Here is an 18,984-nt window from a genome sequence, read left to right on the forward strand (position 1 = left end):
TTGCCCTCCCTCCGGATGGGAAACAACCGACGGCAGCGCGCGGCGGGGGATACGCTCATTCTCTAGCGCTAGGGGGTGATGCGTTGCCCGTTGCCGCTTCAGATCTGCCCGGGCTCGACGTCTTGGACGTCGCCGTGTCCGGCGAGGGCCTGGACCCTGCTTTTCAGCCCATCGTCTTGCTGACCGATGGCGCGGTGGTCGGTTTCGAGGCGCTCACCCGGTGGCCCGCACTGAGTGACCCGGATCCGGAGGCGGTCTTCTCTCACGCTGCGGAGACCGGCCGCATCGACCGTCTTGACCAGATGTGTATCGACGCCGCGATCGAGAATGCGCTTCGTCGTGGTCTGTCCCGGGGCTCGCTGTTGATGCTCAACTGCGAGCCGCTCAGCGCCTATGCCGACCGGGCGAGCAACCAACTGCTGGCCCGTGCGCACGACGAGTTCCAGGTCATGTTCGAACTCACCGAGCGCAGTCTGTTGAAGCATCCACGTGCCCTGTTGACCAAGGTGGCCAGCTTACGCGCCGACGGGTTCGGTCTTGCGCTCGATGACGTTGGGGCGCATCCTGATTCGCTAGCATTGCTCGACGTCATCTGTCCGGACGTGGTGAAGCTCGACCTGCACCTGGTGCAATCGCATCCCACCGATGATCAGGCACGCATTCTGGCTGCGGTCCTCGCGCATCGAGAGCGCACCGGAGCGGTGCTGCTCGCCGAGGGCATCGAGTCCGAGGAGCACCTCGAGCAGGCGCTGGCGCTGGGCGCGACGCTCGGCCAGGGTTATCAGTTCGGACGTCCCGAGCCGCTGTCCGAGCAGCCGTCGGTGCGGTGGTCTCTGCCGCCGATGAAGCCGCAGGTGCAGTCCGACACCGATTCGCCGTTCGACTTCGTGGCAGCGAAGATCTCGGGGCGGACCGCGCGCAAAGCCACTCTGATTCCGTTCTCCCGCCACATCGAAGCCCAGGCGCGCCACGCCACCGACCCGCCGATGGTGCTCACCGCGGTGCAGCGGGCCGAGCACTTCACCGGATCCACCCGAGCGCGCTATCGCGAGATTGCAGCGACGTCACCATTGGTGGCCATCTTCGGCGCCGGCTTACCCGCCGATCTGGGCGCCGGCATCCGTGGGGTGGACCTCGACCCGGCCGATCCGCTGTGCGCGCTGTGGATCGTGCTGATACTCGGGCCGCACCATGCTGCGGCGCTGATCGCCCGCGAACAGGACGCCGTCGGCTCAGTGCCCGAGGGGGAGCGCCGCTTCGATCTCATCATCACCTACGACCGGGTGCTGGTCACCGTTGTCGCCCGCAACCTGCTAGACCGAATTCACTGAACGCGGGGCTTACCTCAGCTGCAGGGCGACGGCGTAACCGTCGTGGTCGCCCGTGGTTGTGGTCGCGTTGTTATATGCATTGTCCAACGGGACCATGCCGACGAATGTCGCTCGGCCGCTGAGAATGAGCCGCATGGCCAATGCGGTTCGCGCCATATCGGACGAAACATAGATGTGGGCGGGTAGGAAGTTGGAGACACCCAGTGTTTCGGTGCTGAACGCACCACTCCAGACGTACCCGGAGCTGGTCTCGACCGGATCGGGCCCGAAAATGCGGCCGTGGTCGTTGGGGAAGACGAAAAAGCTGTCGGAGAAGCCGAATAGGGGGACCCCGGGCTGCTGGCCGTAGAGGACGTCGTCGATTCTGCCCTGAAAACCGGAGCTGTGAATTGGTTGCGCGGGGAAACCAGCCCAGAACATCGCAGCATTGAGTTTCTGGGCGGCCTGTGCCGTGGTCGTGGATGACGGATCCACGATGATGACGTTGACCGGTTCCAGCAGCGTCTTGCCGCTGTAGATCTGTCCACCGTAATTCGAGATCTGCCCGTGGGGCTGCAACATCCATTTGCCGATGTCGCCGTAGGGGGTTCGGGTTTCGTCCCCGGCGCTGGGGACCGCGGAAGTGGTTGCCGGATGGGCATTCGCGTAGGCCGCGGCGGCGGTGAATGCAGCGGTCGACGCTGTGTGGTCCGCGCAGAGCCGTTCGACCTCACGACCGATCAACGCGAGCGCGCCGAGCAGGACCGGCGTCGGCGCCGCCGGCGCATCATCGGCGCCCGCCCTCGGCGAGCTGACGACGGAACGCACATTTCCCGAGGCGGTGGCCGCCCGCTTCGCCGGAGCCCGTGAGTTCGTGGCAGTGGCGAGGCCCCGCGGCGTCGGCACAGTGAACGCAGCTGGTTTGTGCGATCGCGCGCCCACCGATCCACCGGGCGCTGCCGAGTGCGTCGAGGCTTGCGCCTGGGGTGCCCCGGCCGAGTGGCTTCCACTGGATTCATCGGCGTGGGCGAGCCCAGCGCCGCCGAACACGGCGGCCCCGACCCCCATGGCCAGCGCCAATCCGCCGACGTAACCCACGGACCTCGCCGTGCCCCTGTGCCGACCCATGGCTTTCCCCCTGCTGAGCTCCGATGGCACCTTCGCCAGCAAACGGAACCGCGGGTCAATCTAGCAGGTGAACATACTGGCAAGGATTCGATTAGGGTGCGCTTTTGACAGTTCGAGTGTGATTGAGCAACACCGCTGGGTCATTGTGCCGAGTTGCTTGAGCAATGGGGCGGCCTTGGTGGGAATGCTGACGTCGGCCACGGTCATGGTCGAAAGCTGCTGTCCGACGGCAGAAGCCCAGGCAACGTCGATATCGCGCTTGTGGTTCTTGGCCTTTGTCGTCAGGCGAAGCCGCACCGGGCGCCGGTCGTGCGGATCGGTGGTGGGCGTGACGAGCCCACGGCCGACCAGCTTCCCGGCGGCCGGTACTTTTCCGTGCTGACCACTGCGACCAAGCGGCCCCACATCGTCCGCCATCTCCGCGAGCGGCGCACCGAAAACCTCCTGTGCCCATCGGGGCGAATAGCGTTGTGCACCAACGGCAACGAAGTGATCCTGATGGACATTTTCGAGCCGTTCTTCGACGTCACAGCGGAGGCGGCCGACGACGTCGTCTACACCGAGGGTCTGGTGACGCCAAATGCCTTCGGGGCCAGGCTCGCCGCGCAGGTGGCCGATCTTGACATGATCTTCGTCGCACCGCCGCCGGTTCGTACTCTTCCCTAAGGTGAGAGTAGGGTTCGCCGTCGATAGGACTCCGCACCGTCGCGGCCGTCGCACGCCCGCATCGAATGGAACCCGTGCCAGCTCAAGCGAATTCCGGTATTTCAGTAATGGCCGCACTACGGTCACCGCGACTGCTCAGGATCGAAGTACTGGCCGGCCTGGTTGTCGCGCTGGCGCTGATCCCCGAGGCGATCTCATTCTCTATCATCGCCGGCGTCGACCCGCGGGTCGGACTGTTCGCGTCTTTCACCATGGCGGTGACGATCGCCATCACCGGAGGGCGTCCCGCGATGATCTCGGCGGCAACCGGTTCCGTCGCGTTGGTGATCGCCCCGCTGGTTCGTGAGCACGGTCTCGACTACCTCATCTCCACTGTCCTGCTGGCAGGTGTCCTGCAGATCGTGCTCAGCCTGTTGGGTGCGGCTCGCCTGATGCGATTCGTCCCGCGCAGCGTGATGGTCGGGTTCGTCAATGCGCTGGCCATCCTGATCTTCCTGTCGCAGTTGCCGTATCTGGTCGGGGTGCCGGCGCTGGTCTATCCGTTTGTCGCGGCGGGCTTGCTGATCGTGGTGTTCCTGCCGCGACTGACGACGGCGATCCCCGCGCCGCTGATCGCCATCCTGATCATCACCGCCGCGGTGCTGTTGCTCAAGGTGCACATCCCGAACGTGGGCGACGAAGGTGAACTGCCCACGAGCCTGCCCAGCCTGATGCTGCCGCATGTCCCGCTGAACCTGCACACGCTCTCGATCATCGCGCCGTATGCGCTGGCGGTAGCGCTGGTCGGACTGTTGGAGTCCCTGCTGACCGCCAAGCTGGTGGACGACATCACCGACACCCACAGCGACAAGACCCGCGAGAGCTGGGGCCAGGGCGTAGCCAACATCGTCACCGGGATGTTCGGCGGCATGGGTGGTTGCGCGATGATCGGCCAGACCATGATCAACGTCAAGGTCTCCGGTGCGCGGACCCGCATTTCGACGTTCCTGGCCGGGCTGTTCTTGCTCGTGCTGGTCGTCGGGCTCGGCGACATCGTCGGGCTGATCCCGATGGCGGCGCTGGTGGCGGTGATGATCATGGTGTCGGTCGGGACCATGGATTGGCACAGCATCGCACCCGCCACGCTGCGCCGGATGCCGCGCAGCGAGACCCTGGTCATGGTGGCCACCGTGGCAGTCACCGTCGCCAGCAACAACCTCGCCTACGGTGTCATCGTCGGCGCGGTGACCGCGATGGTCCTGTTCGCGCGTCGCGTCGCCCATCTGGTCACCGTCGAGAGGATCGAAGCCGGCGACGACGCGGCTGACACCGTTGTGTACCGGGTCACCGGAGAGTTGTTCTTCGCCTCCAGCAACGACCTGGTCTACCAGTTCAGTTACGCCGACGATCCCGTCCATGTCGTCATCGACCTGTCCGAATCGCACATCTGGGATGCCTCCACGGTGGCAGCGTTGGACGCGGTGACCACGAAGTATCACGCCAAAGGCAAACGCGTCGAGATCATCGGCCTCGACACCGATTCGGCCGACCGCCACGGCCGGCTCTCCGGCACCCTCGGGGCCGGACAGTGAGCGACGGTGACGGCGCCCAGATGCAGATCGGTCACGTTGCCGCGCGCACAGAGCTTTCCATCACCACCGTGCGGCACTACGACGAAGTCGGGCTGGTGACCCCGTCGGCCCGCTCGGTCGGCGGCTTCCGCCTCTACACCGAGGCGGACGTCGAAAGACTGCTCGTCATCCGGTGGATGAAGCCGCTGGGCTTCGCCCTGGCCGAGATGAAGGAGTTGCTCGATTCGCTGGACCTTCTTGCCGGTGCCGAAGCCTCGGATGAACGTCGCACCGATGCGGTGCGCGTCCTTCGGGAGCTCCAGTCCAAGGCGCAGGAGAGTGCCGTGAAACTCAGAAAGCACCTTGCCCATGCCGAGGAGTTGAGCGGGCTGCTGACGGAGCGGGCCGACGAGATGGTGAACCGGCAGCGGTAGCCGCTCCCTAGGTCCTACCTCCAGTTTCCCTGCTGATCGGCAGGTCTAAACCTCTGCTTGAGCGTGATAGTGCGTATAGGGTGAGCCGATCATCACGGGGCCGGGGCTGGTAACGACGGGAATGTCACCATGAAGAAGCTCGCAGCGGCGGTCATGACCACCATGGCGCTGGCGGCGGTACCGGCGGCGATCGCGCCTGCCGCCCACGCCGATGTGTGCGCCGATGCCGGCGGACGGCACGTTGATGTCGGTGGATGCACGGACATCGCCGGTGACGCGGTGGCTGGTGCCGCCGTAGCGGGTGCCGCGATGGCGCCCCCCGAGGATGCAGCGGCGCAGATGGCTGCAGGTCAGCCACCGTGCTACACCGCAGAAGGGGTGCCCTACTACACCCCCGGATCGGATCCCTGCTTGCCCTGACCGGCCGGCACCTGCTCGCACCCGCTGTGCATCACGACGGCACAGCGGGTGTTTTGTGCTGCGGACAGCGCACAGAATTGAAATCACGTTCTAGTATTTGATTCGCAAAGAGCTGCGTCGATCCGTCGGGGAGAAGAGCATGAAGCGTGTGGCGATGGCCGCTGGCTTGGCTGTAGTGGAAATTCTGGCCGCGGCTCCGCCGGCCCAAGCAGATGTCGGCGCGTTCCTCGATTACTTCCACGGTGACACCATCTCGTGGATCTACGGACCTCAGCGACTGGTCGACGAGGGCTATCGCGTGTGCCAGTCCTTCGACGGCGGGATGAAAACCCAGGACGCGGTGTGGATGGTCGAGACCGATCTGTCCGTGCCGCGCTACAGCGCCGTCAAGATGGTCACCGCCGCCCGGCAGGGCCTGGGCTGCCTCGACTGACCGCGGGAATCATGGGATGAGGCAATCGGCCAGGGCGTCGAGCAGTCGGTGCACGTCGTCGGCGTTGTTGTACGGCGCGAGACCGATCCGGATTCCGCCGGACGCCTCCAGGCCCAGGTGCCGTGCTGCCTCGTAGGCGTAGAAGGACCCGGCCGGTGCATTGACACCGCGCTCGGCCAGAAATGCGCTGATCCGGGCGCAGTCGTGCCCGGCGAACGTGACGAGCAGCGTCGGGGTCCGCCGCTGCGCCCGGGAGTAGATGGTGGCGCCAGGAAGCCGACGCAGGGCCGCCTCGATCGTGTCGCGCAACCCGTCTTCATGCTGGGCCACAGCGGCCATCCCAGTCACCAATTGTTGGCGCCGGCCGCCGCCGGTATCGCCCAGTGCAGCAAGGAAATCCACGGCCGCCGTGGTACCGGCCATCAGCTCGTAGGGCAGGGTGCCAAGCTCGAACCGTTCCGGCACCTGATCCGTCGACGGCGCCAGCTTGTCCGGATGCAGCTGCGCCAGAATCTCTGGTCGGCCCGCCACCACTCCGCAATGCGGGCCGAGGAATTTGTAGGGCGAGCACGCGAAGAAATCGGCGCCGAGCTCGTCGACGTCGACAGCGTGGTGTGCGGTGTAGTGCACGCCGTCGACGTACAGCAGCGCCCCGGCGGCGTGGGTCACGGCGGCGATCGCCGGTATATCGGGCATCGTGCCGATCAGGTTGGACGCGGCAGTCACCGCGACCAGCCGGGTGCGCGGGGAGAGCAGCGCTTCGATATTCGCCGCCGGCAGCTCGGCGGTCGAGGGATCGAACTCCGCCCAGCGGAGCACCATTCCCGCCCGCTGTGCGGCGATGACCCAGGGTCGGACGTTGGCGTCGTGGTCGAGCCGGGTGACGACGATCTCGTCGCCGGCCCGCCAGCCGGCCGCCAGGGTTCGGGAGAGCTCGAAGGTCAGCGAGGTCATGCTTCGACCGAAGATCACTCCGGCGGGGTCGGCGTTGAGCAGATCGCCCAGCGCACGCCGGCACTGCACGACGGTCTCCTCGGCATTGTGCTCGGCTCTCGTCGTCACTCCACGGTTGGCCAACGGGCTCAGTAGTGTCGACCGGATGACGTCGGCGACGGTGTCGGGCGTCTGCGAGCCGCCGGGTCCGTCGAAATGGGCGGCGCCGCCGGCCAGCGCGGGGAAATGCGCGCGGAGCGCGTCGACATCGAGTGCGGGCAACACAGAGATGAGGCCTCCTAGGGTTGGCTCCTTATCTACCATCGCAGGGGTGAGCCCGCCGGACACCGCCGCGAAGCAACTGCGTGACCTCACGCTGCTGCGCCGAGGGACTACAGCGTCACCGAGGTCTACTTCGCTTTCGGCGCTCGTCGCTGGGTGTGTAAACATGATCAGGATTCAGGAGCTGCGCTGATGGCAGAAGAATCGCCCTCGGAAAAGATCGACGCCCGAATCAAGGAGCTTGGGGATTGGCGCGGCGAGACGCTCGCAGCGCTGCGCGCGCTGATCAAGCAGGCCGACCCCGACGTGGTCGAGGAGTGGAAGTGGCGCGGCGTTCCGACGTGGTATCACGACGGAATGCTCTGCACCGGTGAGACGTACAAGGACTACGTCAAGGTGACGTTCGCCAAGGGCGCATCGCTGGACGATCCGAAGGGGTTGTTCAATTCCAGCCTCGGCGGAAACACGCGGCGTGCCATCGATTTTCGCAAAGACGACGCGGTCGACGAGAAGGCGTTCACGGCGCTGATTCGGGCCGCCGTCGAACTCAATACCCGATGACCTCGAAGCTGTTGTTCTACTGCGCTTTTCAGCTGGCCGGGGCGGCGTTGTCAGGGTCTGGATGCTCTGCGTCGAGTCAGGTGTACTGTCCACCGGTGGTCAGCCCACGCCAGCGCGGCCCCGCGCCGCCTCGATGAATTGGACGGCGACCGTACGAGAATCCCACAACCGTCACGGTCGGTACGGCATCAGTCCTAGTGTTGACGGGTGGACTTGGAGCTGAACCGTAAGGACCTGCACGACACCCGCTTGGTCGACCGCGACCCGCCGGTTCCCCAGAGCGGCGAGGCGTTACTCCGGATCGAGTCGTTCGGCCTGACCTCGAACAACATCACCTACGCCGTGTTCGGCGACGCGATGAACTACTGGGAATTCTTCCCGGCGTCCGACCCGGGCTGGGGCAAGCTGAACGTCTGGGGTTATGCCCACGTCGAAGAATCCCGCCATCCTGACTTGGTTGCGGGGATGCGGGTGTACGGCTACCTGCCGTGTGCGAGCCACCTGCTGGTGGTCCCCGGCCGCGTCGACACCAAGGGTTTCATCGACGCTGCCCCGCACCGGGCGGGGCTGCCCTCGGCGTACCAGGCCTACCGCAATATCGAGACCGACCCGGTCTACTCAGCCGACCGCGAGGCGGAACACACCCTGTTCTTCCCGCTTTTCTATACGTCCTTCCTGATCGACGACTTCCTGGCGGACAACTTCCTGGAAGGCAAACCGTTCTTCGGCGCGGACACCATCGTGATCTCCAGTGCTTCATCGAAGACCGCGATCATCGCGGCCTACCTGCTGGCCAGGCGCGACGACATCCGGGTCGTGGGACTGACGTCTGCGGGGAACCGCGAATTCGTCGAGGGGTTGAAGGTATACGACGCGGTGTACCTCTACGGCGACGTCGCACGGCTACCCGGTGAGCGTGCTGTCTACGTCGACGTCTCCGGGGACGGCCGGATCCGCAGCGACGTCCACGCCCGTTACGACGAGCGGTTGGCCCACAGCGCCGCGGTCGGGGTGACCCACTGGACCCAGATGGCCCCCGGGGCGGGCGACCTGGCGGGCCCGAAACCGACGTTCTTCTTCGCTCCCGACCGGATCACCAAACGCGGGGCCGACTGGGGGACCGCACAACTCGACCAGAAGGTCGCCGACGCGTGGATTCCGTTTGCGCAATGGGCATCCGGTTGGCTGCGGGTTGAGGAGATCTCGACCGACACCGAGATCCAGCGGGCCTATCTCGAGCTACTGGACGGCAAACTCGACCCGGCAATGGGGACGATCAGTCGAATGCTCCCTTGACGACCAACGCCCGTAAGCCTTTTCGGTTCAGCCTGCCACCGACCGGGTAAGAATCTGGAGCCGGACAGCTGGGGAAACCATCCGTTAGCCCAGCTAGCCCGTCTGTCGTGCGCGGTTGCGTGTCCCGTCGGTGCGGGCACGCTGGCTGTGAACCGATTGACGTTCTTCGAAATCGTAGCCGGCGGCAGAGCGCAGGATGTCGTTGTCTTCCTGGAGTGCTTTGTTGTTGTCCCGCAAGGCTTCGTTGGCGTCACGCAGGTCGAGGATGCGGGCGACACCTGCGAGGTTCACTCCGTCGGCAACGAGTGCAGCGATGCGCCGGATGAGGGTGATGTCGTCGGCGCTGAAGCGTCGCGTCCCGCCCTTGCTGCGCTGAGGGGCCAGTAGGCCCTGGCGCTCCCAGAGCCGCAGTGTCTGTACGGGGATGTCAGTCAATTCCGAAGCCACCGAGATGCCGTACACCGCGTGGCTCAGCGCAGGCCGTTCGCCTTCATGGCGACGGTCGTCTGTCCGGTCGGTCATAGACGGCATTCTATGGGCTACACCGACCAAAATCATCAATTAGAGATTGCGAATGTCTTCCGATGCTGATAAAACAAATCTGCATCGTGAGCTAGAGGTTTTCGACGAGTGGATTGTAGAAAATCGGACGTCAGTCCGAAGTTTGTGTGCGGGTGCGGCATCTGACCTTCTCTACAGGCATCGACAATCTGGGGGACCATGAACCGTCGGGCATGCGTTGCTGCCCTGGTCGCGGTAGTTGTCGCGGCAGGGGCCTACGCCTGGGGCTCCAATTCAGGGCTGCCCGACGCTCACGCCACGGATTCGGACCAGGTGTCGAGTGCGCCCATCGCAAGGGTGCAAGTCGGTTCAGGCCCGGTGGCCCTCCCCGCGACAGCGGGACCGCGGGTCAGCGTCGTCAACGGTGCGCTCACTCTCGACGGGAACCCGTGGTGGCCGACTGGTTTCAACGCCTATGAACTCGGCACCAACTGGGATGTGAACAAGGGCTGCGGAGCCCAGGTCGACCTCGACGACTACTTTGGCTCACTGCCGCCACATTCGGTCACCCGATTCGATGCCTTTGCCGCACTCGCCACCAATAAGCACAGCGGGGCGCAGGATTTCCGCGCCCTCGATGCGGTGTTCGTCACTGCTGCACGTCATGACCAGCTTGTTATCGCGGTGCTCAGTTCCGGCGAAGGCGCCTGCGGGGACGGTGGGTTCAAAGATCACGACTGGTTCGCCGGCGGCTGGCAAGGCATCCAGGCAGCGTCGTCGTATGCACGATGGCTCGACACCGCTGTCGCCCGGTGGCACAACTCGCCGGCACTGGCAGGCTGGGAACTCGTCGGCGAGCCCGAAACGGGCATCTGTCTCGACACCACATGCCAGTGGCAGCAGCGCATCTGCCCCGCCGACGCAGCAGCCACCCTGCGGTCGTTCTTCGATACCGCAGGCAGTCGACTTCGCGCTCGCGATGCGTACACCCCGATCTGGGCGGGGTTGGCCGGTGGCGGCCAATGCGGAACCGCAGGCGATGACTACGCGCTGGTCGCCGGTTCACCGTCGATCGACGTTCTCGATGTCCACGATTACGGGCCGGCCGGGGTGCTGCTCCCCGGTGACCAGTACAACGGCGTGGAACGACGCCTGCAACAAGCCAAATCGGTCGGCAAGCCACTTGTCATCGGCGAATTGGGGCAACCGGCCGGCTCGTGCGGATCGCTGGACGAGCGTGCTTCCTTCCTGACACAGAAGGTGCAAGCCCAGCGCCAGGCCGGGTCGGCGGGGGCCATCCTGTGGAACTACGTGCCCGATCCCCGGTCAGAAGAATGCACGATGGACATCGGACCTCAAGACCCCCTGTTCGCTGCACTATCCAAGTCCCCCAATGGGATCCGCTATACCGGTTAGATAGGGACGCTCATGTTCTCAGCTGCGATGATGTACTTGCTCGGTGTCGTGGTGTCCTCCCTTGCCTTTGCCAATTCCACACCAAGCTGGCTGCGGGACGGCAACGGCGATCGTGCGTCAGACCCGTCGGCGGTTCTCGTTGCCGGCCTGCTCTGGCCGCTGCTGCTGGTTGGGGCCGCCCACTTTCTCACGGCGGTTTACCTGCACAAGGTGGAGGTCCACAGGACGGTGCTTTCCCCGCCCAACGGTGTCTAGTCAGAGCACGCACAGCGTCGCCGCAGTCACGTGATTTCGGTGTTTCGGGGCGCTCGCCAGTACCCTTTCCTGCGTGAATGCTATCGATCCAGACAAACTCAGTACCTGCCTGCAGGTGCTGTCAGAGGTCGGGTCGCTGCCTCCTGAACACCCCGATGCCGTGGCGGTCCGGCTGGCAACGGCCGGCATCTTCAAATCGGTGAAGAAGGCCCGCAGGCACGCGAAACGAGATGCGATCTCGGCCGCCGACCGGGCCGTCGTGGCGACCACCGCGACCGGCGCCCCCGGCCGCATCGACGACGAAACCCAGGGCCTGCCGCTGGTGTCGAACGCCGTTGGGGCCTCGGCGGGCACCCTGATCCGGTCGCGGGCCTGCTACGTATGCAAGACCCACTACACCGTCGTCGATGCGTTCTACCACCAGCTCTGCCCCGACTGCGCGGCGCTCAACCGGGCCAAACGCGACGCCCGAACCGACCTGACCGGCCGGACGGCCCTGCTCACGGGTGGTCGCGCGAAGATCGGTATGTATATCGCGCTGCGTCTGCTGCGCGATGGCGCGAACACCACGATCACCACCCGCTTTCCGAACGACGCCGTGCGCCGCTTCGCCGCGATGCCCGACAGTGCCGACTGGCTGCACCGGCTGCGCGTGGTGGGTATCGACCTGCGGGACCCGGCGCAGGCCGTCGCGCTGGCCGACACGGTGGCCGCGCAGGGGCCGTTGGACATCCTGATCAACAACGCCGCCCAGACGGTCCGGCGGGCGCCGGGCTCCTATTCGGCGTTGGTCGAAGCGGAACGCACCCCGCCGCCCGAGCTCACCTCGGGGTTGGTGGACGTCATCGCTTTCGACCACGTCAGCGACGCACACCCGGCGGCGCTGGCCGGCAGCCTCGCCGAACACCAGACCCCGCACGCGTTGACCGAACTGGCGCTGACCGCCCGTAGCGCGTCGCCTGACCGGATCGCGGCGGGTATCGCCATCGACGCGGGTGGCCTGCTACCGGACACCGCCTCGGTGAACAGCTGGACCCAACGCGTGGACGAGGTCGACGCGATGGAACTGCTCGAGGTGCAGCTGTGTAATCAGACGGCGCCGTTCATCCTGGTCAGCCGGTTGCGCCGGGCGATGGCCGCCTCACCCGCGCGACGGAAGTACGTGGTGAACGTGTCGGCAATGGAAGGTCAATTCAGTCGCCGCTACAAGGGGCCGGGTCACCCGCATACCAACATGGCCAAGGCCGCGCTGAACATGCTCACCCGGACCAGTGCGGGCGAAATGCTAGAACAGGACGGCATTTTGATGACCGCCGTCGACACCGGCTGGATCACCGACGAGCGTCCGCATCCGACCAAGATGAGGTTGGCGGACGAGGGTTTTCACGCTCCGCTCGATCTCGTCGATGGTGCTGCCCGCGTGTATGACCCGATCGTCCGCGGCGAGGCCGGCGAGGACGTACACGGCTGTTTCCTCAAGGACTATTCACCAAGCAACTGGTGAGAGCGCGGGGCGCCCCGCACCCTGGCTCAGGTCAGCCGTTGGTCAGGCGGACATGACCTGGTGTCCCAGGATCGAAGCGGTAGCCGTGCCCGCGAACCGTGGTCAGTACGTGAGCGTGCTCGCCGAGTTTGGCCCGCAAGCGACGGATGTGGGTGTCGACGGTCCGGTCGGAGATATCTGCGTGGCCTGCGTGCCGATCCCGCCACACGTGCGCGAGCAGCGTTTCCCTGGACACCGTCCGGTGCGGTATCCGGGCCAGATAGGCCAGCAGCGCGAACTCCCGGTAGGCGAGCCGTAGCGGGTATCCGTCGATGCTGACGCGACGGTTCGCCAGGTCGATGACCAGGCCGGTCGGGCGATCCGCAACGAGCGGTTCCTGGCGTTGCGCACCGAGTGCCGACGTGACCGCCTTCTGCGCGCGCACCCCGGGCAACCACTGCGAGATCAGCGTGCCGAACTCATCGGCCAGGCGCATCGCTTCAGGCGCCGAGTCCGACAGGCCCGGCGGCACCTCGATGACCAGGACGATCTGCACGGCGGTTCCGGGCGCGTCGCCCGGTTCGGGCACAGCTTGGTACACGCCCACCACTGTCCGGGGCCAACGGTAAGAGGTACACCGTTTGCGTCGTCCTGAGCGCAATCAGAACGCGGCGACCACTTGTCCGCGGTAGGCCGCGTCGATGAAGTCCCGGGTCGACGGGGACTGCAGTGCTGCCGCCAGGGCACGGATCTCGGGGCTTTCGCGGCGTTCGGGTCGGGTCACGAGGTACTCCGCGTACGCGGGGTTGCCGCGGTCGCAGTACAGCGCGGTACCGGTGTCGACCCCCAGGCCCATCGCCTGGTTTCCGAACAGGAACACGATGTCGAAATCGTCGCGTACCCGGGCCAACTGGGCGCTGCTGACTTTCTTGAGCACCAGGCCGTAGGGATTCGACCGGATGTCGAGAACCGACGCCGGCGTCTCGGGATCGACCGGGCATTCGATGAGACCGAGATCGGCGAGCATTGCCAATGATCGCGACACGTTGACCGGGTCGGCGGGTAGCGCGATCTCGGCGTGGTTCGGGATGGCATCGAGATCGCCGATGTGGGTGGAGTAAAGGCCGAACGGTTCGATGTGCACCGGCACGATCGGGACCAGGTTCGCTCGGCTACGGCGGTTGAAATCGTCGAGGAACGGCAGGTACTGGAAGAAATTGGCGTCCAGGCGACCGTCGACGAGGAGATCATTGGGTTCGTCGAACGTCTCGAAGATCTCGATCTGAAGATCGAAGTCGCGCTCGGCCAGGATGTCACGCACGTGGTTGAGGATCTCGGCATGTGGAACCGGCGTCGCGCCGACCCGCACGGGCGTCTTGCCCAGGCCGGTGACGGCGCGAAGCGAACTGCTCACTGCGCGAACACTACCGGCGTTCTCCGAGATCGCAACGGCTGGAGGCGACTCCACTGGGGTCCGAATGTGTCCAATTGTGTCGTCCTATCGCTCACGGTGACTTCAGATGTGGCCCGGTGACGTGCCGCGGCCCTAAGGTGCCTCATGCCCATCGCCAGCCGACTCGGTAAAGACGACCGCTGATGTCCGAAACAATCACGCAAACAGAACGTTTGGGCGATACGCCGGCCGCCAGCGACCTGGTGCGGGGTATCGCCGAAGGGTCGTTGTTCGAGATCGAAGTGGCCTGGAGTGATCCGTTCGGTCATGCCGCCGGCAAGCGGATACCGGCCCGGCAGTTCCTGGATCGGGCGCAGGGCACCGGCTTCGCCTTCTGCGAGGCTGCGCTCGGATGGAATACCGACGCCACCGTGATCGACGGTCTGCGGCTGACCAATTGGGACGGCGGCTATCCCGACGTCTATGCGATTCCGGATTTCTCCACCTTCCGGCCGCTGCCATGGCGACCGGGAGTCGGGCATGTCATCTCCGACATCGTCAGGCACGACAGAACCCCGTCACTGCTGGATCCACGGGCCGTGCTGCGTCGCGTGCTGGACCGGTTGGCGGGGCTGGGCTACACCGCCAAAGTGGGAGTCGAGTTCGAGTTCTACCTCCTCGAACTCGATGGTTCGCCGATCCAGCACGATATCCACGCATACTCATTGGAGAACGCCAACGCGCTCGACCCGATTCTGGGTGACCTTTACGAAAACCTCGGCGCCTTCACCAGATTGGAGGGTATCCAGACCGAATACGGTCCTGGACAGGTCGAGACCAACCTGATCTACGACGACGCCCTCGACGCCGCCGACGATAGTGCCCGGCTGAAGTACGCCGCCAAGGAAGTGGCACGCAAGCACGGCAAGATCGCCAGCTTCATGCCCAAGCCGTTCTCCGACCAATCGGGTAGCTCAGCGCACCTGCACATCTCGTTATGGCAGGACGACACAGCCGCTTTCGCACCCGTCGACGGTGCCGAGAGTCAGGTGGCGTTGCACGCGATCGCCGGCCTGCTCGATCATCTGCCGTCGATCACCCTGTTCGGTGCGCATTCGGTGAATGCCTACCGGCGCTACGTGCCGGATTCCTTCGCGCCAGACACCGTGAACTGGAGCCGGGACAATCGCAGCGCGGCGGTGCGATCACTCGTCGAGGCATCGCCGAGCGCCACCCGCATCGAATTGCGCACCGGCGCTTCGGATGCCAACCCGTACTGGTTGGTGGGCTCGGCGCTGGCCGCGGTCATCGCGGGCCTCGAAGCCGGACGGCGCCCACCCGAGCCGGCCACCGGCAACCTCTACGGTAAGGGCTCGCCGCTGCCGGAGTCGCTGGGCACCGCGCTGGCCCTGGCCACCCAGGATGACACCATCCTCGAGATCCTCGGGGCGGACTCGGTGCTGGACTTCGCGTCGATCGCCCGCAGCGAATGGGTGCAGTATCAGAGCCACGTCAGCGACTGGGAACGGCGACGCTACCTGACCGGCTCATGACCGCGGTCCGCAGCGAACCTCGCGGTGGCAGCGTCACCGACCGGCTTGGTCGCCTACCCGGAATCGTCGCCGAACTGCGCCGAGGCGATGCCGCCGCCGACCGCGACCGGGTGCTGCAGTACGACGCCGTCGAGCAGCTGCGGGCCAGTGGTGTCCTGGGGCTGCGGGTGCCGAGCCGCTACGGCGGGCCGGGCGGCGGCATCCGGGACGTGCTGTCGGCGGTGATCGACATAGCGCGGGGCAATTCCAATGTGGCACAGGCGCTTCGCGCCCACTACGGCTACGCCGAACGTCTGCTCAGCAACCGGGCGACCGAGGCCGAGCGCCGCGAGTGGTTCCCGAGAATCGCCGACGGGGTGGTGTTGGGCAATGCGATCACCGACGTCGGTGGCCGCACCTCGGGCAGCTCCGAGACCACCTTGTTGGCCGACGAGCACGGGGTGCTGCGGTTGAACGGCTACAAGTTCTACTCCACGGGCACCCTGTACGCCGACCTGATCGCGGTCTCGGCTGTCGATGCGCAAGGACGCGATCTCCAGGCGATCGTGCCCGTCGACCGGGCCGGTGTCGAACTGTACGACGATTGGGACGGGTTCGGGCAACGCACAACCGCAAGCGGCGGAACCCGTTTCACCGATGTCGAGGTGCACCCGGTCGAGGTCACCACCGTCTCTGACGGAGCACACCTCGGGCACTCCACTACCTTCCTGCAGCTCTATCTGGCCGCGGTGGCCGCCGGTATCGCCCAGGCCGTTGCCGATGACGCCGTCGACTACGTCCGGCAGCGGGCACGTCCGGCCGCCCACTCCCTGGCCGATACCGCCGTCGAGGATCCGTTCGTACTGCAGGCCGTCGGTGAGATCGCCGCAGCCGCGTCGGCGGCGCACACGCTGGTGCTGGCGGCGGCCGACACCCTGGACTCGGTGGTGGACGGCGGCCGCCAGGACGACCCCGACGCGCTGGCTGCCGCGGCGGTGGCGGTGGCGAAGGCACAACTGGTCGCCGAGCGGCTGACCCTGACCGCGGCCGAGAGGGTGTTCGACACCGGCGGAGCCTCGGCGACCGCCCGGGCCCTCAACCTCGATCGGCACTGGCGCAACGCCCGCACCCTCGCCAGCCATAACCCGCTCGACTACAAGGCCTACGCCGCGGGCAATTATGCGGTCAACGGGGTGTATCCACCGGCGAACGGGTACTTCTGACCGGGTGAGCCTCATTTCGCTGCCCAAGACGGTCATTACCGACGCCGAACTCGCGCAGGCGCTGATTCGCGTCGTGCAGATCGTGGATCCCATGCTGGACGTGCTGTGGGGGTACCGATCCGCTGGGATTGAAGAGCCGTACGCATCATCTCGGCGCTGCCGAGGGTGCCTTCGGCAAGGCCGTGGACGCGGTGGCGTGGGCACTCAATGCAGGCGAAGTTCCCGGCACGATGGCATGGACCGAGATGGATGTGCATGCCCGCGTCAACTGGTGGGTGTGGCGGGTCGGGGCCGTCGACACCATTGCGGTCGCCTTCCCGGGTGCGCTCGGTGTGCTGGGGGACCGGCTGCCGGTTCAGGATCTCGTCGGGTTCACCAGCCAGGCCATCGTGTTATGTGCGGTGGCACGCGAATACGGTGTCACCGATCGCCGCCAGCAGGTCCGTCTGCTGGCCGCGGTGCTGTGCCGTCGGGATCTCGACGGGGACCAGGATGGTGACGGGAACAGCGGCCAGATTCCGTCGGATCTGCCTCACCTCGCCCTGCACCTGATCGGGCTGTTCCGCGCTATCGGCGACGAACTTGCCAAGCGGCCTCGGCCGCGGGGCGTCTTCCGGTATCTGGGGATGCTGCCGGCTGTGGGTGCCCTCGTCGACTACGTCGGCGAGTTAGGGGCGCTGGTGCGCACAGCGAAGGCCGGCCAAGGCTGGATTGCGGCGCATCTCGGTGAGTCTTAGACGCCCGGTTACGGCGCAGGTGGGGCCTGAGCTGCCCGGTTGTTCAGATCGCCCATGATCGCGCCCAACTGGAGTTGCCCAAGCAGGCCGGTGGGTCCGGTCGACGGGGGCGCCTGGTCGGTGAGTGTCCAGGGCTGGCAGCCGCTGGTCTTGAACTTCGCGTCGGTCGCCTCGATCTGCACGATCTGGGGCTTCTTGGTGAGAGCGTTGTCGATGATGTTGTCGCTGGCGGCGTTGCTCATCCGCTTCCAGTAGCAGGCGCCGTCACCGACGGGGCCCGCGGTGGAGTAGGTGCCCGGCGCGATGTCGGTGCCGACCGTGAATGTCCCGTCGGTGGAGATCGACGTTGCCGGTGCGGCTGGGGCCGATCCGGACGGGGTCGGACCCGGGGCCGGTCCTACCGGCGCCGGCGGGGCGGGATCAGGGGTCGTCGGGTCGGCGACAGCCATCCCTGACGCTGCGGTCCACGCCGCGACCAGCACTGTTGCGCCGACAAAGGAAACTTTGCAGGCTGCTTTCTTCAAGCCCATGCGCATCAGAATAGCCGGTAGTTAGCTTATATTGCTATTCGTTGTCTCCCGCGCTGCCCAGTTCAGATCTTCAGGTAGCCCTTGTCGGCGGGGATTTGCGCCGCGGTCACCAACGACGACGCATCGCTGGCCAGCCACAGGACGATGTCACTGATCAGCCCGGGGTCGGCGAGCGATTCGGTGGGCAGGGCGCCGGGGGAGAAGCTGTAGACGTAGGTCGGATGCTCCTGGAACATCCCGTACATCGACAGGTCGTTGCCCATCGGGGTGTCGGTACCGTACGGGTGCACCGAGTTGACGCGAATTCCGTACTCGCCCAGCTCGATTGCCAACGAATTGGTCAGGCCCACCACGCCGAACTTGCTGGCGCAGTAGTGCCCGCAGCCGGGTACTGCCTTGATCCCGGCGGCCGAACTGACGTTGATGATCGAGCCGCCGTTGCCCGCTTCGATCATCGCCGGCACCACCGCTTTCATCGTGTTCCACACCCCGGTCAGGTTGACGTCGAGGACCTGCTGCCACTGTTCGGCCGAGATCTCCCAGAGCCGGCCCCAGTTCAGGACGCCGGCGTTGGCGACGGCGATATCGAGCCGGCCGAACTGTTCTTGGGCGTCGGCGACCAGGCGTTGCTGACCTTCCAGGTCGCGGACGTCGATCTCCTTGGCGAGGATCTTGCGCCCCTCACCTTCGACGAGACGCACCGTCTCGGCGAGCTCCTCCGGTGTCGACGGTTCGTAGCCGTTGTGCGCGGCGACCGGGCCGCATGCGTCGATCGCGACGATATCGGCGCCGGCCCTGGCCAGCCGCACGCAATGCGAACGGCCCTGCCCGCGTGCGGCTCCAGTGACGTAGGCGACCCGGCCGGACAACGGTGCCTCTGGGGTAGTCATGAGTTGTGTCT

Annotated in this window: 21 protein-coding genes and 1 pseudogene; 14 read left to right on the forward strand and 8 right to left on the reverse strand. The window is 65.8% G+C overall.

Annotation, left to right across the window (positions count from 1 at the left end):
- Positions 1–83: 83 nt before the first annotated feature.
- On the forward strand, positions 84–1,331 hold the full coding sequence (locus H7J73_RS20865) for a sensor domain-containing phosphodiesterase (protein WP_264069561.1): 1,248 nt from the start codon (positions 84–86) through the stop codon (positions 1,329–1,331).
- Positions 1,332–1,340: 9 nt separating this feature from the next.
- On the opposite strand, the gene H7J73_RS20870 is transcribed toward H7J73_RS20865, so the two are convergent.
- Both H7J73_RS20870 and H7J73_RS20875 read right to left on the reverse strand, forming a co-directional pair.
- Positions 1,341–2,408 carry a hypothetical protein gene (locus tag H7J73_RS20870; protein WP_264069562.1) on the reverse strand — a complete coding sequence of 356 codons (1,068 nt, stop codon included), beginning with the start codon at positions 2,406–2,408 and terminating at the stop codon, positions 1,341–1,343.
- A 90-nt stretch (positions 2,409–2,498) separates the two neighbouring features.
- A complete protein-coding gene (locus H7J73_RS20875) occupies positions 2,499–2,855 on the reverse strand; it encodes a winged helix DNA-binding protein (RefSeq protein WP_264069563.1) in 357 nt (118 codons plus the stop codon).
- 81 nt (positions 2,856–2,936) lie between these two features.
- On the opposite strand from H7J73_RS20875, the gene H7J73_RS20880 reads away from it, so the two are divergent.
- The 5 genes from H7J73_RS20880 to H7J73_RS20900 all read left to right on the forward strand — a co-directional run bounded on the left by H7J73_RS20880 (position 2,937) and on the right by H7J73_RS20900 (position 5,941).
- A complete protein-coding gene (locus H7J73_RS20880) occupies positions 2,937–3,104 on the forward strand; it encodes a hypothetical protein (RefSeq protein ID WP_264069565.1) in 168 nt (55 codons plus the stop codon).
- 65 nt (positions 3,105–3,169) lie between these two features.
- Positions 3,170–4,675 (forward strand): SulP family inorganic anion transporter, encoded by a 1,506-nt coding sequence (locus H7J73_RS20885; RefSeq protein ID WP_435405546.1) that lies wholly within the window; start codon positions 3,170–3,172, stop codon positions 4,673–4,675.
- 20 nt (positions 4,676–4,695) lie between these two features.
- Positions 4,696–5,088, forward strand: coding sequence for a MerR family transcriptional regulator (locus H7J73_RS20890; protein ID WP_264069905.1), 393 nt, complete (start codon positions 4,696–4,698; stop codon positions 5,086–5,088).
- A gap of 129 nt (positions 5,089–5,217) precedes the next feature.
- Entirely contained in the window at positions 5,218–5,508 is a 291-nt protein-coding gene (locus H7J73_RS20895) for a hypothetical protein (protein ID WP_264069566.1), read from the forward strand.
- Positions 5,509–5,647: 139 nt separating this feature from the next.
- On the forward strand, positions 5,648–5,941 hold the full coding sequence (locus tag H7J73_RS20900; RefSeq protein ID WP_264069567.1) for a DUF732 domain-containing protein: 294 nt from the start codon (positions 5,648–5,650) through the stop codon (positions 5,939–5,941).
- Between the two features lie 9 nt (positions 5,942–5,950).
- On the opposite strand, the gene H7J73_RS20905 is transcribed toward H7J73_RS20900, so the two are convergent.
- Entirely contained in the window at positions 5,951–7,159 is a 1,209-nt protein-coding gene (locus tag H7J73_RS20905) for a cysteine desulfurase-like protein (protein WP_264069568.1), read from the reverse strand.
- Positions 7,160–7,348: 189 nt separating this feature from the next.
- On the opposite strand from H7J73_RS20905, the gene H7J73_RS20910 reads away from it, so the two are divergent.
- Positions 7,349–7,717: a DUF1801 domain-containing protein gene (locus tag H7J73_RS20910; protein WP_264069569.1), complete on the forward strand. Its 369-nt coding sequence runs from the start codon at positions 7,349–7,351 to the stop codon at positions 7,715–7,717.
- 207 nt (positions 7,718–7,924) lie between these two features.
- Positions 7,925–9,013, forward strand: coding sequence for a DUF2855 family protein (locus H7J73_RS20915; RefSeq protein WP_264069570.1), 1,089 nt, complete (start codon positions 7,925–7,927; stop codon positions 9,011–9,013).
- Between the two features lie 93 nt (positions 9,014–9,106).
- Here the strand turns inward: H7J73_RS20915 and H7J73_RS20920 are convergent, their stop codons facing one another.
- Positions 9,107–9,535 carry a MerR family transcriptional regulator gene (locus H7J73_RS20920; protein WP_264069571.1) on the reverse strand — a complete coding sequence of 143 codons (429 nt, stop codon included), beginning with the start codon at positions 9,533–9,535 and terminating at the stop codon, positions 9,107–9,109.
- Positions 9,536–9,733: 198 nt separating this feature from the next.
- On the opposite strand from H7J73_RS20920, the gene H7J73_RS20925 reads away from it, so the two are divergent.
- The 3 genes from H7J73_RS20925 to H7J73_RS20935 all read left to right on the forward strand — a co-directional run bounded on the left by H7J73_RS20925 (position 9,734) and on the right by H7J73_RS20935 (position 12,689).
- Entirely contained in the window at positions 9,734–10,930 is a 1,197-nt protein-coding gene (locus H7J73_RS20925) for a glycoside hydrolase family 5 protein (RefSeq protein WP_264069572.1), read from the forward strand.
- A 12-nt stretch (positions 10,931–10,942) separates the two neighbouring features.
- The gene (locus H7J73_RS20930) at positions 10,943–11,185 is read left to right on the forward strand and encodes a hypothetical protein (protein WP_264069573.1); all 243 of its coding nucleotides are present in this window, start codon (positions 10,943–10,945) and stop codon (positions 11,183–11,185) included.
- Between the two features lie 73 nt (positions 11,186–11,258).
- Positions 11,259–12,689 (forward strand): SDR family NAD(P)-dependent oxidoreductase, encoded by a 1,431-nt coding sequence (locus tag H7J73_RS20935; RefSeq protein ID WP_264069575.1) that lies wholly within the window; start codon positions 11,259–11,261, stop codon positions 12,687–12,689.
- Between the two features lie 31 nt (positions 12,690–12,720).
- On the opposite strand, the gene H7J73_RS20940 is transcribed toward H7J73_RS20935, so the two are convergent.
- Complete coding sequence (locus H7J73_RS20940; RefSeq protein WP_264069576.1) at positions 12,721–13,269, reverse strand: winged helix-turn-helix domain-containing protein; 549 nt, start codon at positions 13,267–13,269, stop codon at positions 12,721–12,723.
- Positions 13,270–13,329: 60 nt separating this feature from the next.
- Complete coding sequence (locus H7J73_RS20945; protein ID WP_264069577.1) at positions 13,330–14,082, reverse strand: MetQ/NlpA family ABC transporter substrate-binding protein; 753 nt, start codon at positions 14,080–14,082, stop codon at positions 13,330–13,332.
- 182 nt (positions 14,083–14,264) lie between these two features.
- Between H7J73_RS20945 and H7J73_RS20950 the strand changes: the two genes are divergently transcribed.
- The 3 genes and pseudogenes from H7J73_RS20950 (at position 14,265) to H7J73_RS20960 (ending at position 17,553) form a co-directional block, all read left to right on the forward strand.
- Positions 14,265–15,614 carry a glutamine synthetase family protein gene (locus tag H7J73_RS20950; RefSeq protein ID WP_264069578.1) on the forward strand — a complete coding sequence of 450 codons (1,350 nt, stop codon included), beginning with the start codon at positions 14,265–14,267 and terminating at the stop codon, positions 15,612–15,614.
- Positions 15,611–16,816 (forward strand): acyl-CoA dehydrogenase family protein, encoded by a 1,206-nt coding sequence (locus H7J73_RS20955; RefSeq protein WP_264069579.1) that lies wholly within the window; start codon positions 15,611–15,613, stop codon positions 16,814–16,816. The genes H7J73_RS20950 and H7J73_RS20955 overlap by 4 nt, the downstream gene beginning before the upstream one ends.
- Positions 16,773–17,553: pseudogene (locus H7J73_RS20960) on the forward strand (hypothetical protein). The gene H7J73_RS20955 and the pseudogene H7J73_RS20960 overlap by 44 nt, the downstream one beginning before the upstream one ends.
- Positions 17,554–17,561: 8 nt before the next feature.
- On the opposite strand, the gene H7J73_RS20965 reads toward H7J73_RS20960, so the two are convergent.
- Together H7J73_RS20965 and H7J73_RS20970 are read right to left on the reverse strand one after the other, a co-directional pair.
- Positions 17,562–18,083 carry an Rv1352/Rv1906c domain-containing protein gene (locus H7J73_RS20965; RefSeq protein WP_264069581.1) on the reverse strand — a complete coding sequence of 174 codons (522 nt, stop codon included), beginning with the start codon at positions 18,081–18,083 and terminating at the stop codon, positions 17,562–17,564.
- Between the two features lie 62 nt (positions 18,084–18,145).
- A complete protein-coding gene (locus H7J73_RS20970) occupies positions 18,146–18,973 on the reverse strand; it encodes a mycofactocin-coupled SDR family oxidoreductase (RefSeq protein WP_264069582.1) in 828 nt (275 codons plus the stop codon).
- Positions 18,974–18,984 lie beyond the last annotated feature (11 nt).

This window comes from Mycolicibacterium komossense (assembly GCF_025822605.1).
Classification (GTDB): Bacteria; Actinomycetota; Actinomycetes; order Mycobacteriales; family Mycobacteriaceae; genus Mycobacterium; species Mycobacterium komossense.

What these genes read in the sequence shown, in the direction of transcription:
- H7J73_RS20875 (WP_264069563.1), bottom strand. Translation starts at nt 2,855, where the DNA reads ATGGCGGACGATGTGGGGCCGCTTGGTCGCAGTGGTCAGCACGGAAAA.
- H7J73_RS20880 (WP_264069565.1), top strand. Translation starts at nt 2,937, where the DNA reads ATGGACATTTTCGAGCCGTTCTTCGACGTCACAGCGGAGGCGGCCGAC.
- H7J73_RS20885 (WP_435405546.1), top strand. Translation starts at nt 3,170, where the DNA reads ATGGAACCCGTGCCAGCTCAAGCGAATTCCGGTATTTCAGTAATGGCC.
- H7J73_RS20890 (WP_264069905.1), top strand. Translation starts at nt 4,696, where the DNA reads ATGCAGATCGGTCACGTTGCCGCGCGCACAGAGCTTTCCATCACCACC.
- H7J73_RS20895 (WP_264069566.1), top strand. Translation starts at nt 5,218, where the DNA reads ATGAAGAAGCTCGCAGCGGCGGTCATGACCACCATGGCGCTGGCGGCG.
- H7J73_RS20900 (WP_264069567.1), top strand. Translation starts at nt 5,648, where the DNA reads ATGAAGCGTGTGGCGATGGCCGCTGGCTTGGCTGTAGTGGAAATTCTG.
- H7J73_RS20910 (WP_264069569.1), top strand. Translation starts at nt 7,349, where the DNA reads ATGGCAGAAGAATCGCCCTCGGAAAAGATCGACGCCCGAATCAAGGAG.
- H7J73_RS20920 (WP_264069571.1), bottom strand. Translation starts at nt 9,535, where the DNA reads ATGACCGACCGGACAGACGACCGTCGCCATGAAGGCGAACGGCCTGCG.
- H7J73_RS20925 (WP_264069572.1), top strand. Translation starts at nt 9,734, where the DNA reads ATGAACCGTCGGGCATGCGTTGCTGCCCTGGTCGCGGTAGTTGTCGCG.
- H7J73_RS20930 (WP_264069573.1), top strand. Translation starts at nt 10,943, where the DNA reads ATGTTCTCAGCTGCGATGATGTACTTGCTCGGTGTCGTGGTGTCCTCC.
- H7J73_RS20950 (WP_264069578.1), top strand. Translation starts at nt 14,265, where the DNA reads ATGTCCGAAACAATCACGCAAACAGAACGTTTGGGCGATACGCCGGCC.
- H7J73_RS20955 (WP_264069579.1), top strand. Translation starts at nt 15,611, where the DNA reads ATGACCGCGGTCCGCAGCGAACCTCGCGGTGGCAGCGTCACCGACCGG.
- H7J73_RS20965 (WP_264069581.1), bottom strand. Translation starts at nt 18,083, where the DNA reads ATGGGCTTGAAGAAAGCAGCCTGCAAAGTTTCCTTTGTCGGCGCAACA.
- H7J73_RS20970 (WP_264069582.1), bottom strand. Translation starts at nt 18,973, where the DNA reads ATGACTACCCCAGAGGCACCGTTGTCCGGCCGGGTCGCCTACGTCACT.